Genomic DNA, 12,197 nt, shown 5'->3' with positions numbered 1-12,197 from the left:
GCAGCAGGTGGTCGGCGCCCGAGCGGCTCTTGATCTTCTGCTCGCGGGCCACCAGCTTGCCTGCGACCAATGCGAAGAGGTAGCAGGGCTTCTTGTGCGGGTCCACCCACCTGGCAAAGTGGCGGCCGTCTTCCAGGTCGCCGCTGTCCACCAGGTTGCCGTTGCTCAGCAGCACCGGGTACTGGGCCTTGTCGGCGCGCAGCGTGACGGTATAGCTGGCCATCACGTCCGGGCGGTCCAGGAAGTAGGTGATGCGGCGAAAGCCCTCGGCCTCGCACTGCGTGAAGAARGTGCCYTSGCTCACGWACARGCCCATSAGCTKSGTGTTCTTGRYGGGGCAGCAGGTGGTGAAGATYTCGAGCGCAAAGGGCTCGGAGCCTTCAGGCAGGTTCTCCAGCACCAGGCGGGTGCCTTCCATCTTGAACGAGGTGCCCTGGCCGTTGACCAGCACRCGYGCCAGGTTCAGGTCATCGCCATCGAGCTTGAGCGGTTGCGCGGCCACGTCGGGGTTGCGGCGCAGCGTCATGCGGTTGAGCACGCGTGTCTTGTTCGGGTCCAGGTCGAAGGTCAGCTCGACGCTGTCGATCCAGTAGGCGGGGGCGGTGTAGTCCTCGCGGCGGATGGCGATGGCCGGGGCCGCGCCGTCTCCGCTTCCGTCGGCTTTATGCAGTTGCAACATGGATGCTCTCCAGAAAGTCGGTGTTCATGAGTTCGGTGTAGTCGCGCACGGCGGCCAGCACATGGGGCCCGGCCAGTTGTTCGGGCGTGTGGGTGCTGCAGATGGCCACGGCACGCATGCCTGCGCGGCGCGCTGCCTCGATGCCGAAAGGCGCGTCTTCAAAGACGATGCAATGCTCGGGGGCTGCCGCGATGCGGCGTGCAGCCTCCAGAAAGATCGCGGGCTGCGGCTTGCCGGGCAGGCCCTCATCGCCACGCACGATGGCCTGGGGCGCGGGTTCCAGTCCCAGGTGGCCCAGTGCGAATTCCACGTTGCCGATGTCACCCGCGGTGCCCACCGCCACCTTGAGACCACGCGCGCGCACCTGGGCCGCAAACTGGCGAAAGCCCGCCACTTCAGAGAAACGCGGGGCGAACAGCTCGCGGTAGATGGTTTCTTTTTCGTGCGTGAGCGCGTCGGCCTCATCCTGAGACACGGGGCGTCCTAACAGTTCCACGATGCACTCGGTGCCATTGCGGCCCGTGGTGCGGGCCATGAGGTCAGGCACGTCGATGTCCATGCCCCGGCGGCGTGCAAACTCTACCCATGCCTGGGCGTGCCAGGGCATGGAGTCGATCATGGTGCCGTCCATGTCGAAGATGATGGCGTCGGTGCGCATCCGCATCGCTCAGACGCCTTGCTTCAATGAAGCTTCGATGAAGGCGTCCAGGTCGCCGTCCAGCACCTTCTGCGTGGCCGAGATTTCGACATTGGTGCGCAGGTCCTTGATGCGGCTGTTGTCCAGCACGTAGCTGCGGATCTGGTGGCCCCAGCCCACATCGGTCTTGGTGTCTTCCAGCTTCTGCTGCTCTTCCATGCGCTTGCGCATTTCGAAGTCATACAGGCGGCTGCGCAGGCGCTGCCAGGCCACGTCGCGGTTGCTGTGCTGGCTGCGGCCGTCCTGGCACTGCACCACGATGCCGGTGGGAATGTGCGTCAGGCGCACGGCCGAGTCGGTCTTGTTGATGTGCTGGCCGCCCGCGCCCGATGCGCGGAAGGTGTCGGTGCGCACGTCGGCAGGGTTGATGTTGATCTCGATGGAGTCGTCGATTTCGGGGTACACGAACAGCGACGCGAACGAGGTGTGGCGGCCGCCCGAACTATCGAACGGGCTCTTGCGCACCAGGCGGTGCACACCGGTTTCGGTGCGCAGCAGGCCGAAGGCGTACTCACCCTCGATCTTGATCGTGGCGCTCTTGATGCCGGCCACGTCGCCCGGGGTTTCTTCTTCGACCGTGGCCTTGAAGCCCTTGCGCTCGGCGTACTTGAGGTACTGGCGCAGCAGCATGCTGGCCCAGTCGCAGGCCTCGGTGCCGCCAGCGCCTGCCTGGATGTCCACAAAGCAGTTGAGCGGATCCGCCTCGTTGCGGAACATGCGGCGGAACTCCAGCTCTTCCACCGCTGCGCGCATCGTGGCGGCTTCCGACTCGATGGTCAAAAGGCCGGCTTCATCGCCTTCCTCTTTGCTCATCTCATACAGCTCGGCGTTGTCGGCCAGATCGCGGGTGAGCTTGTCCAGCGTGACGACCACGCTGGAGAGCGACTTTTGTTCCTTGCCCAGCTCCTGGGCCTTCTTGGGGTCGTTCCAGACGGAGGGATCTTCCAGCGATGCGTTTACCGTGCGCAGGCGTTCAAATTTGGCATCGAAGTCAAAGATACCTCCGTAACTCTTGCGTGCGCAGAGCCAGGTCGCTGAGGGTGGTGCCGATGAGGTTGATGCGTTCTGCGTCCATGATTCTTGTCCTGCGTGTTCTGTGGAATAACCCACGATTTTCTCATGGGACGGGCAGGTGCCCTGCGAATGCCCTTTGTGCCAGACCGCCGCCGGATCTGCGCAGGCCGGCGTGTGGGCTCCGAGTGGCATTCATATCAAAAATGATAGCTACTCAGGCAATATCCACTAGCGCTTGCGGGCGCAAGGACTTCAAATTGCCTCAGGCAGCATCCAGAAACGCTTCGATCAGCTGGGCCACCTGCTCCGGCTGGTCATGGTGCAGCATGTGGCCCGCGTCTTGCACGACGGCGGTGCTGCAGGTACGCACATGGGTCAGGCGCTGGTGGTATTCGTCCAGGGTGTACCGGCCGTTCCACCACTGGCCCAGGCTGTCGCCACTGGCCTCGATGGCCAGCACGGGTGCGGTAATGCGCTCGTAGATGGCCAGGGCTTCGTCCGCGCGGTACAGCTGCGCACTGGTGATCTTGTGGGCGGGGTCGCCCAGGATTTCCCACTGCCCTTGCGCGTTGGGCCGCGCCCAGTGCTGGGCCAGCCATTGGGCCTTGTCTTCAGACAGGCGGGGGTTGGTCTTCATCAGGCGGCGGGCGACGCCGTCGGCGCTGTCATAGGTCTTGAGCTCCTTGGTGCCCTGGTGCAGCTGCTTGATTTCGTCGATCCATTGCGCGTAGCGGGTGGGCGCCTGCGCGGGGCGTGTGGCGGGCAGGCCAAAACCTTCCAGGTTGACGAGCTTGCGCACGCGCTCGGGCCGCACACCGCCGTACATCATGGCCACGTTGCCGCCCATGCTGTGGCCCACCAGGTCGATGGCTTCGCCGGGGGCATAGTGGTCCAGCAGCAGGTCCAGGTCGGCCAGGTAGTCGGCAAACACATAGTGGTCCACCGGTGCACCGGTGGTGAGGCCAAAACCGCGCCAGTCCGGCGCGATGATGCGGCGTGATTGCCGCAGCGCGTCCACCGTGAACTGGTAGGAGGCACTGACGTCCATCCAGCCATGCAAAAGCACCAGCGTGGGGAGGTCGCTTTGCTCGGGGCCCCAGTGGCGGACGTGATAGTTGAGGTGCCGCAGCGCCAGTGTGCTGCTGCGCGAAGGGGTGAGGACTTGGTACATGCTGTGCCAATGTTACGTTGCCGCCACGCTGGCGGGGCGCCCTGCGGTGTCACCAAGGAGTCCGGCGTCCGGCAGGTTTTGGCGATCGCTTGTACCATCGCCAGCCGGGGCCGCAGCAGGCCCTGCTTACTTTCCCACCTTCTGGAGCCTTCACCGCATGAACACCGTCCGCTTGGGTCAGAGTGACCTGCTTGTCACCCCCATYTGCCTSGGCACCATGACCTTCGGCGARCAGGTCAATGAGGCCGACTCGCATGCCATCCTGAGCCAGTCGCTCGCGCGCGGCGTSAACTTCATCGACACCGCCGAGATGTACGCCGTGCCCGCCAAGGCCGAGACCTTTGGTGCCACCGAAACCATCATCGGCAACTGGTTTGCCAAGAACCCTGGCGCGCGCCAGAAGCTGGTGGTGGCGACCAAGGTGGCCGGCCCATCGCGCGGCATGCCCTGGGTGCGCGAGGGCAAGGGCATGACSSCGGCCGACATCGTGGCSTCGTGCGASGCSAGCCTGMRKCGCYTGMAGACCGAYGTSATCGACCTSTACCAGATCCACTGGCCCGAGCGCCATGTGCCRGCSTTCGGCAACCTSTAYTACGACCCKKCCAAGGAAACCTCGCAAACCCCCATCCGCGAGCAGCTGGAAGCGCTGGCCGGCCTGGTGAAGGCSGGCAAGGTGCGCKMSATYGGCCTGTCRAACGAAACSCCSTAYGGCGTGCACGAGTTCGTGCGSCTGGCCGAGCAGCACGGCCTGCCGCGTGTGGCCACGGTGCAGAACCCGTACTGCCTGATCAACCGCACCTGGGAAAACGGACTGGATGAAACCTGCCACCGCCTGGATGTGTCTCTGCTGGCCTATTCGCCCCTGGGTTTTGGCCTGCTGACGGGCAAGTACGACGAAAGCGGCATTACTGGGCCCAATGCCCCGCAGGGTGCGCGCATTGCATCGTATGAATCCGTGCGCAAACAACGCTGGGGCCGCCCCGAGGCGCTGGAGGCATCGCGCCGCTACAACGCGCTTGCCCGCGCCAACGGCATGACGCCCACGCAGATGGCGCTGGCGTTCTGCTACACCAAGTGGCAAGTGGCCAGCACCATCATCGGCGTGACGTCGGTGGCGCAGCTGGAGGAAGACCTGAATGCCTGGGGCACCACGCTGTCGCCCGAGGTGCTGAAGGCCATTGACGCTATCCGCTGGGAGCTGCGCGACCCTGCGTTGTGACCGGGGGCAGGGCGTGGCCCTGCGAATAGGTAAGATCAAACAAAGGGGCCGTGCAGGCCCCTTGGATTTTCTGCGAGTTTGTGCGCGCTGCTGTCAGGCAGTTGCCTCCTGCCGGGTGGTGCGCCCTTCAACCCACGGCGTCCCTTGGGGCTCACCCAGGTCCCAGAACAGCCCGGCCATCACCGCCAGACCTTCTCGTGCCACGGGCGCCAGCAAATGTTCGTTGGGYGCRTGCTGSGCGCAGGCSGGGTACGARTGCGGCACCCACAGCGTGGGCAGACCSAGCWGGTCGGCAAAGAYGTCGTTGGGCAGCGAGCCYGCSAGGTTGGGCAGCAGCGTTGCGGGCTGGCCTGCGCTGGCCTGTAGCGAGGCCATCGTCCAGTCCACCCAGGGGTTGTGCAGATCGAGCCGCGTGGCGCCGCAGTGCATGCCCATGGTGATCTCGACCTGGCTGAAGCCATGCGCATCCAGGTGTTCGCGCAGCGTGGCCTCCACGTTCTGCCAATCGGTGCCCACCACAAAGCGCAGCTGGCAGTGCGCTACGGCCTGCGCGGGGATGGCGTTGATGGGCCGCTGCGCGTTGCCCGCGCCCAGCGCCAGCACCTCCAGCGTGTTCCAGCCCACCAGCTGCTCTGCGGGGGTCAGGCCGGGCTCGCCCCAGCCGGGGGTGAGCGCGGGGTCATCGGCGCCGGTGCCAATCACCACGTCCTTGAGGGCAGTGCGCAGCTTGTCGGGCACCGCAGGCGGCAGCAGGCCTTTGACGAGGATGCGGCCCTTGGCGTCCACCAGTGTGGCCAGGGCGTGGGTTAGCACGGTGGCCGGGTTGGCCAGCACGCCGCCCCAGTTGCCGGAGTGGTAGGCCTTGTCGCGGCTGCGCACCGCGAATGAGAAGTTGATGGCTCCGCGTGAACCCAGGAAGAGGGTGGGGTGGCCCGCGTTCACGCGGGGGCCGTCGCTGGCCAGAAAAAGGTCGGCCCTCAGCGCGTCGCTGTGCTGCTCGCAGAAGGCGGCCAGGCCGGGCGAACCCGCCTCTTCGCCCATCTCCATGAGCAGCGTCACGTTGTACCCCAGGCGGCCGCCCCGGGCCTCGATGGTGCGGGCGAGTGCGGCCAGGCTCACGGTGTGCTGGCCTTTGTTATCGGCCGTGCCCCGGCCGTACCAGCGCTCGCCTTCGATGGTCAGCTCCCAGGGCGAAAGGCCCTCGCGCCATTGCGCGTCCTGTCCGTTGACCACATCGCCGTGGCCGTAGGTGAGCACGGTGGGGAGCGCAGGGTCTTCCACGCGGCGGGCGACCAAGAAGGGGCCGCCTTGTGGCGAAGGGTTGTCGAGCACCTCACATTCAAAACCCAGGGGCGTGAGCCAGGGCACCATTTCGTCGGTGAGGTAGGCGCGCAGCTCGGGCGGCACCTTGCCAGTGTCGCTTTCGGTGCGCCAGGCCACACGGCGGCGCAGGTCGGTGGCGAAGCGGCCATCGTCAAAGTAGCGCTGGACGTCTTGAATCAGTTGTTGGCGGTTCATCGTGCAGGTCCTTGTTGGGTGTTCGTCAGTCCACCACGATCTTGGCGCGGTGGGCCAGCGCGCGGTAGCGGCCGATCTCGTCATCGATCATGGCGCGCGTGGCCACGGGGCCCAGGTGCACGGGTTCCATGCCCTGGGTGCGCATCTGTTCCTGCAGACCACTGTCGCGGGTGACGGCTTCCACCTCGGTCACCAGCTTTCGGATGACAGACTGTGGCGTCTTGGCGGGGGCGGCGATGGCATACCAGGCGTCGAACACGGCGTCTGGCAGTTTGAGTTCCTCCACGGTGGGCACCCCCGGCAGCATGCTGGAGCGCGACTTGCCCGCAATGGCCAGGGCGCGCAGCTTGCCGGCCTTCACTTGCGGCGCCGCAGCGGCCACGGTGTCGATACCTAGCTGGATTTCGCCGCCCATGAGGGCGATCAGCGACTGGCTGCTGCCCCGGTAGGGCACGTCCTGCAGCTGGATGCCCGCGGCCTGCTCCAGCAGCGCGCCCGCCAGGTGCGGGCCAGAGCCCGAGCCGAAGGTGGCGTAGTGGATGCTCTTGGGCTTTGCCTTGGCTGCGGCGATCAGTGCGTTCAGGTCCTTGTACGGCGCGCTGACGCTGACGACCAGCACCAGGGGGGCCCGGGCCACGGTGGCCACGGGCACGAGGTCCTTGGCAGGGTCGTAGGGCAGCTTGCTGCGCAAGGCAGGGTTGACCGTGTAGCTGGTGGAGCCCGAAACCAGCAGCGTGTAGCCGTCGGGGTCGGAACGCACCACGGCTTCGGTGCCGATGATGGTGGAGGCACCCGGCTTGTTGTCGATCACCACCGGCGTGCCCAGGCGGCTGGCCAGCTTCTGTGCGAGCGCGCGTGCCACCACGTCGGTGCCGCCACCGGGCGGGAAGGGCACCACCATGCGCACGGGGCGCTGGGGCCAGGCGTCGGCAGGGGCTGCTGCCTGGGCGCAGGCCAGGCTGGCATGGCCGGCAAGAACTGCCAGGGTGGCAGACAGGAACGAGGCTCGAACAAGGCGTTTCATGCGGACTCCGGTGGTAGGGCCCCGGCAGCGGGCGGCGTGGGAGCAATGGCCACGTGGCGCCCGCGCAAGAGCATGGGTGAATTGGAGCCTCAAGCCATGCAAGATGGATGCTGGTTTACCATTGCTTGGAATAGAGATTTGGCAACTGACCATTGCCTTTTTGTGATTTAAACAACCATGGCCATTTCACTGCTCAGTCTGCCATTGCGCTACTTTCTGGAGGTCGCGCGCACCGGCTCCGTCAACCAGGCCGCGCAGCGCCTGCACGTGGCCGCTTCGGCCGTGAGCCGGCAGCTGGGCAAGCTGGAAGACAGCCTGGGTGTGGTGCTGTTCGAGCGCCAGGCGCGCGGCATGAACCTGACCGAGGCGGGTACCCGCCTGCTGGCCCACGCCAGTGCACACGATGCGCAGGCGCTGGAGCTGGTCGAGCAATTACAGGATCTGTCGGCCCAAGGTGCCCTGCGGGTGCGGCTGGCCTGCACCGAAGGGTTTGCGGCAGCCTTCATGCCGCTGGTCATGGCGGGGTTTCGGCAGGCGCACCCGCAGGTGCAGCTGCAGTTGCAGTTGCAGGTGGCCGTGCCGCAGGAGGTGTCGGCCCTGGTGCTGCGCGGCGAGGCCGATCTGGCGCTGAAGTACAGCACGGCGCCCGAGAAGGGCCTGCAGGTGCTGCACTCGGCCATCGCACCCATTTATGCCGTCATGCCCGCACAGCACCCGCTGGCGCGCCAGCGCAGTGTGAGCGTGGCTGACGTGGTGCGCTACCCACTGCTGCTGGGGGCCGCCAACACCACGGGGCGGCAGCTGTTTGACCTGAGCTGTGCGGTGCAGGGCCTTCGCTATGTGCCCGCTGTGGAGAGCAATTTTTCGTCGGCCTTGTTGCCGCTGCTGAGCGGGCAGGACGTGGTGCTGGCCAGCTACCTCACGGCGGCGCGATGGGTGGAGGCGGGCCTGCTGGCTGCCCGGCCATTTGACGAAACCCAGCTGCAGCAACGGCGCCTGCAGGTGCTGGCAGCCGAGGGCCGTAGCCAGTCCGCCCTGGTGCAGCAGTTCACGCAAGCGCTGGTGATCGCCATCGAGGAATACGGCAAGCGCAAGGTCGGGCGGCGCCGCAAGGCCGCCGCAGCGCCTGCCTCGGTGTTCTGACACATTGCCGCAGATTCCAGCTCGCTCACATTTGGATACGGATACCATCGGTGCCCTATCCGCACCACACCATGGCCAAGAAAGAACACGTTTCCGAGACCCAAGCCACCCAGCTGCTCAAGGCGAACAAGGTGGCGTTCACCGAACACCCGTATGAGTACCTGGAGCACGGCGGCGCGATGCACAGCGCCGAGGTGCTGGGTCTGGACCCGTTCACCGTGGTCAAGACCCTCGTCATGCAGGACCAGGACGCCAAGCCGCTCCTGGTGCTGATGCATGGCAACCGCAAGGTCTCCACCAAGAACCTCGCACGCCAGATCGGCGCCAAGTCGGTCGAGCCCTGTGCCCCCGAGGTCGCCAACCGGCACAGTGGCTACCTGGTGGGGGGGACGTCTCCGTTTGGCACGCGGCGCACCATGCCGGTTTACATCGAAGAGACCATCCTCGCGTTGCCCCGCATTGCCATCAACGGCGGGCGCCGGGGCTTTCTGGTGCAGCTGGACCCGCAGGTGTGTGTGCAGTTGCTGGGCGCCAAACCGGTGCAGTGCGCGCTGGCAGAATAGGCCGCCGCGCGATACAGCCCGTCAGAAGGCTGACCATTTGATTTCCAAGGAGTTGCTTTGACCGCCGTCTATCCCGTTCTTGCCACCGTGGCCGCCTACCTGCTGGGCTCGCTGTCGTTTGCCGTCATCGTGACGCGTGTCATGGGCCTGAGCGATCCACGCACCTATGGCAGCAAGAACCCCGGCGCCACCAATGTGCTGCGCTCGGGCAGCAAGGCGGCGGCCATCGTGACCCTGCTGCTCGATGCGATGAAGGGCTGGCTGCCCGTGGCGCTGGTGATGTGGTTTGGCCACCCCTATGGGCTCGAAGACGGCACCGTGGCGCTGGTGGGGTTGGCCGCTTTCCTGGGGCACCTGTGGCCAGTGTTTTTCCGGTTTGAAGGCGGCAAGGGCGTGGCGACGGCACTGGGCGTGCTGGTGGGCATCAGCGGTTGGCTGGGGCTGGCCACGGCGGCTACCTGGCTCATCATTGCGTTCTTCTTCCGCTACTCGTCGCTCGCCTCGTTGGTGGCCGCCGCGTTTGCTCCGGTGTACTACCTGCTGGTGGATGGCGTGGTCTGGTATGCCGAAGGCACGATTGCCGCCTCGATCGTGGTGATGGCGCTGCTGCTGGCCTGGCGGCACCGCGAGAACATCCAGCGCCTGATTGCCGGCACGGAATCACGCCTGGGCAGCAAGAAGGCGAAACCTGCCGAGGGCGAAGAGAGCGCCAAGGCAAAGCCCACCGCAAAAGCCAAGGCCAAACACTGATATAGCCACGCGCCCGGTTGGGCGCGTGCCCCGTGTCAGAGCGCGCCGGGCGCAGTCACCAGCCCGCGCAACCCTGCGCTGTGCTGGGCGGCGTACAGCCCCAGCCGCACCATGGTGCGGTGGTTGAGTTCCAGGCTCACTGCGGACCGGGCCAGGGCAGACTGGATGCGGGGCTTGCCGCTTGCGGTCTGGTACAGGCTGGGCTGGCTGCGGTGGTTGCCGGTGCTGTCCAGCAGGCTGGCCACCAGCGGGTGGTTGGCCTTGTCGCTGCGGCGCAGCACGATGGCGGTTTCGCCATTGTCCAGTTTCACAAACGTACCTGGGGGGCACAGGCCGATGGAGCGCACCAGGGTGTAGCTGACCTCGTCGCGCTGGTCCACCTCTTGTCCCACGATGGCACGCACCGAATCGGTGGCGCTGCGCCCGGCGCGGGATTTGCGCGGGCTGATCATGGCGGCATACCGGTCAATGGTGCCGAGGATGCGGGTGAGCCGGTCTATCGGCTCCTGGTTGGCCAAAGGCACGCGTTCGGCAATGCTGGCATGGTGTTGCCCCACCACGTCCAGCCAGAGCGGATCGTTGATGAACAGGCGTTCCAGCAGCAGCATGCTGTCTTCGGGGTGGCTCTTGATGGCCTCCTGCTGCTCCGCCGTGGGGCGCTCGCGCTGCACGGCCAGTTCGTCCTGCAGGGTCGTCATGCCGATGTTCATGGTGAGTGCCGCCCGCACCAGGCTGTCGCGCTCACGCTGCGGCAGCTTGAGCTCCAGCGCCATGATGTGGCACAGCGTGCCGCACACCAGCGCGTGCGAGGCGCTGTAGCCCACGGTGGATGTGGAGGCATGCTGGAACATCAGGTACAGCGCCGCGTCTATGTCGTGCGCCACCAGGTCTTGCAGCCAGGCATCAAACTGCCGCACCTTGCCCGGAAAGTCCTGCACTTGCAGCGGCCGACTCAGCAGCACCGACAGGGCCGACTCCAGGTCGGACCAGAGGCTGAGCAGGTCTTCGTACTCCCCTTCGGAGTGCGCGTGGGTGGAGGAGGGGTGTGCGGACATTGCGGGTGTACAGGCGTCAGTGGCGCTTTTCGAGCACCATCTGGTCGTTGGTGCGGGTCATCTGGAACTCGTTCAGGAAGCTGTTGCCCAGCAGCACATAGGGCATGGGCTGCGAGGTGATGATGGCCTCTACCCCAAAGACCTCGACGTCGCCGATGCGGATGGAGTCGAGCTTCATGCGCCAGCCCTGGGCGACGCCATTCGCAGTGTTCACGCGCACCGGCTGGCCGCTTTGGTAGTTGAGGCCCATACGCTCTGCATCCGGCCGCCCGATGGCGACGGTGGAGGCCCCGGTGTCCACCATGTACTGCATCACCTGCCCGTTGATGGTGCCGCTGTTCACAAAATGCCCGCGGCCGTCAGCCACCAGCTGAATGCGTTTGCCGCTGCCACTGCGTCCGCCCACGCTCACGGGCGCCTCGCCCAGTCGCAGTGTGCGCCGTGCGCCCTGGATTTCCACGGTGGCTTCGTCCTTGGCGACGGCGATGACTTTCACCCCCTGGAACTCATCCCCAGCGCCCACCGCCTTGGGCGGGTTGGCATTCACCACGATCAGCGCCTTGCTGCCCAGTACACCCGCCAGCGCCACCGCCTGCGCATGCGCCCAGGTGGGGCCCAGCAGCAACCCGATGCACAGGGCGAGGAGGCGCTGATACCGGCGCGGCCCCGGTGAGAGCCGCCGCGCAAGGGCCGCCCCGCCGCGCTGGCGGCGTCCCCCTGTCCGCAGCGCTCCGCGCTGCGAGAGCGGGGGGAGGGCCCACAGGACCTCAGGGGGATGTCGCTTCATGATCAGTCGCGGAAGTTGTCGAACGACAGTGGCACGTCCGTCACATCCTTGCGGATCAAGGCCATGGCGGCCTGCAGGTCGTCGCGCTTGGCGCCAGTCACGCGCACCTTGTCTTCCTGAATAGCGCCTTGCACCTTGAGCTTGCTTTCCTTGAGCAGCTTCTGGATCTTCTTGGCCAGCTCGCTCTCGATGCCGTTGCGCACCTTGATGACCTGCTTGACCTTGTCGCCGCCCATTTTCTGCACATCGCCCATGTCCAGAAAACGCACATCCACGCTGCGTTTGGTGAGCTTGTTGCGCAGAACATCTTCAATCTGGGTGAGCTGGAAATCAGCATCGCCGATCAGCGTGATGTCCTTGTCCTTGATCTCGATGCTGGCAGAGGTGCCCTTGAAGTCGAAACGGGTGGCGATTTCCTTGGCGGTGTTCTCGACGGCGTTTTTCACTTCAACCAGATTGGCTTCGCAGACGGTGTCAAAAGATGGCATGGTGGGTCTCTATCTCGGGGAAAACAGGTGCAGATATGGGGGCGGATCGCGGGGAGCCAAAAGGCCGGGTGCGACAATCGGGCCAATGG

General features: G+C 65.7%; 12 protein-coding genes and 1 pseudogene. 4 read left to right on the top strand and 9 right to left on the bottom strand.

Annotated elements, in window-relative coordinates; translation table 11 throughout:
• The 4 genes and pseudogenes from pepN to AC04MI_RS19285 form a co-directional block, all read right to left on the bottom strand.
• Window positions 1–679, bottom strand: a pseudogene (gene pepN, locus AC04MI_RS19300) (aminopeptidase N); the annotation flags it as partial.
• Window positions 663–1,337 carry an HAD family hydrolase gene (locus AC04MI_RS19295; protein WP_056746407.1) on the bottom strand — a complete coding sequence of 225 codons (675 nt, stop codon included), beginning with the start codon at window positions 1,335–1,337 and terminating at the stop codon, window positions 663–665. The pseudogene pepN and the gene AC04MI_RS19295, both read right to left, overlap by 17 nt.
• Before the next feature lie 9 nt (window positions 1,338–1,346).
• Window positions 1,347–2,451, bottom strand: a protein-coding gene (gene prfB, locus AC04MI_RS19290) for a peptide chain release factor 2 (RefSeq protein WP_099730502.1) whose coding sequence is annotated in 2 segments (ribosomal slippage) — window positions 1,347–2,369 and window positions 2,371–2,451 — 1,104 coding nt in all. Because the reading frame shifts where the segments join, the coding sequence is not laid out codon by codon here.
• 201 nt (window positions 2,452–2,652) lie between these two features.
• A complete protein-coding gene (locus AC04MI_RS19285) occupies window positions 2,653–3,561 on the bottom strand; it encodes an alpha/beta fold hydrolase (RefSeq protein WP_436077118.1) in 909 nt (302 codons plus the stop codon).
• Window positions 3,562–3,718: 157 nt separating this feature from the next.
• On the opposite strand from AC04MI_RS19285, the gene AC04MI_RS19280 reads away from it, so the two are divergent.
• A complete protein-coding gene (locus AC04MI_RS19280; protein WP_476498451.1) occupies window positions 3,719–4,780 on the top strand; it encodes an aldo/keto reductase in 1,062 nt (353 codons plus the stop codon).
• A gap of 93 nt (window positions 4,781–4,873) precedes the next feature.
• Here AC04MI_RS19280 and AC04MI_RS19275 read toward each other — a convergent pair whose 3' ends face one another.
• On the bottom strand, window positions 4,874–6,298 hold the full coding sequence (locus AC04MI_RS19275; RefSeq protein ID WP_476498450.1) for a M20 family metallopeptidase: 1,425 nt from the start codon (window positions 6,296–6,298) through the stop codon (window positions 4,874–4,876).
• A 25-nt stretch (window positions 6,299–6,323) separates the two neighbouring features.
• Window positions 6,324–7,322: a Bug family tripartite tricarboxylate transporter substrate binding protein gene (locus AC04MI_RS19270; RefSeq protein ID WP_436077120.1), complete on the bottom strand. Its 999-nt coding sequence runs from the start codon at window positions 7,320–7,322 to the stop codon at window positions 6,324–6,326.
• A gap of 177 nt (window positions 7,323–7,499) precedes the next feature.
• On the opposite strand from AC04MI_RS19270, the gene AC04MI_RS19265 reads away from it, so the two are divergent.
• The 3 genes from AC04MI_RS19265 (at window position 7,500) to plsY (ending at window position 9,778) form a co-directional block, all read left to right on the top strand.
• On the top strand, window positions 7,500–8,465 hold the full coding sequence (locus tag AC04MI_RS19265) for a LysR family transcriptional regulator (RefSeq protein WP_436077121.1): 966 nt from the start codon (window positions 7,500–7,502) through the stop codon (window positions 8,463–8,465).
• Between the two features lie 71 nt (window positions 8,466–8,536).
• A complete protein-coding gene (locus AC04MI_RS19260; RefSeq protein WP_056063754.1) occupies window positions 8,537–9,028 on the top strand; it encodes an aminoacyl-tRNA deacylase in 492 nt (163 codons plus the stop codon).
• A gap of 57 nt (window positions 9,029–9,085) precedes the next feature.
• Window positions 9,086–9,778, top strand: a complete 693-nt coding sequence (gene plsY, locus AC04MI_RS19255; RefSeq protein WP_056746399.1) for a glycerol-3-phosphate 1-O-acyltransferase PlsY — start codon at window positions 9,086–9,088, stop codon at window positions 9,776–9,778.
• A 35-nt stretch (window positions 9,779–9,813) separates the two neighbouring features.
• On the opposite strand, the gene AC04MI_RS19250 is transcribed toward plsY, so the two are convergent.
• From AC04MI_RS19250 to AC04MI_RS19240, 3 genes are read right to left on the bottom strand one after another with little or no spacing between them, the layout of a single operon-like run.
• Complete coding sequence (locus AC04MI_RS19250; protein ID WP_056063748.1) at window positions 9,814–10,833, bottom strand: HD-GYP domain-containing protein; 1,020 nt, start codon at window positions 10,831–10,833, stop codon at window positions 9,814–9,816.
• Window positions 10,834–10,849: 16 nt separating this feature from the next.
• Window positions 10,850–11,620 carry a retropepsin-like aspartic protease family protein gene (locus AC04MI_RS19245; protein WP_436077122.1) on the bottom strand — a complete coding sequence of 257 codons (771 nt, stop codon included), beginning with the start codon at window positions 11,618–11,620 and terminating at the stop codon, window positions 10,850–10,852.
• Window positions 11,621–11,622: 2 nt separating this feature from the next.
• Window positions 11,623–12,108 (bottom strand): YajQ family cyclic di-GMP-binding protein, encoded by a 486-nt coding sequence (locus tag AC04MI_RS19240; RefSeq protein WP_056063745.1) that lies wholly within the window; start codon window positions 12,106–12,108, stop codon window positions 11,623–11,625.
• Between the last annotated feature and the right edge of the window lie 89 nt (window positions 12,109–12,197).

It is taken from the genome of Acidovorax sp. LjRoot204, from assembly GCF_056175785.1.
The sequence above is the reverse complement of the archived record's forward strand: the minus strand, read 5'-3'. Positions and strand labels throughout refer to the sequence as shown.

What these genes read in the sequence shown, in the direction of transcription:
- AC04MI_RS19285 (WP_436077118.1), bottom strand. Translation starts at nt 3,561, where the DNA reads ATGTACCAAGTCCTCACCCCTTCGCGCAGCAGCACACTGGCGCTGCGG.
- AC04MI_RS19250 (WP_056063748.1), bottom strand. Translation starts at nt 10,833, where the DNA reads ATGTCCGCACACCCCTCCTCCACCCACGCGCACTCCGAAGGGGAGTAC.
- AC04MI_RS19295 (WP_056746407.1), bottom strand. Translation starts at nt 1,337, where the DNA reads ATGCGCACCGACGCCATCATCTTCGACATGGACGGCACCATGATCGAC.
- AC04MI_RS19270 (WP_436077120.1), bottom strand. Translation starts at nt 7,322, where the DNA reads ATGAAACGCCTTGTTCGAGCCTCGTTCCTGTCTGCCACCCTGGCAGTT.
- AC04MI_RS19240 (WP_056063745.1), bottom strand. Translation starts at nt 12,108, where the DNA reads ATGCCATCTTTTGACACCGTCTGCGAAGCCAATCTGGTTGAAGTGAAA.
- AC04MI_RS19245 (WP_436077122.1), bottom strand. Translation starts at nt 11,620, where the DNA reads ATGAAGCGACATCCCCCTGAGGTCCTGTGGGCCCTCCCCCCGCTCTCG.
- AC04MI_RS19260 (WP_056063754.1), top strand. Translation starts at nt 8,537, where the DNA reads ATGGCCAAGAAAGAACACGTTTCCGAGACCCAAGCCACCCAGCTGCTC.
- AC04MI_RS19265 (WP_436077121.1), top strand. Translation starts at nt 7,500, where the DNA reads ATGGCCATTTCACTGCTCAGTCTGCCATTGCGCTACTTTCTGGAGGTC.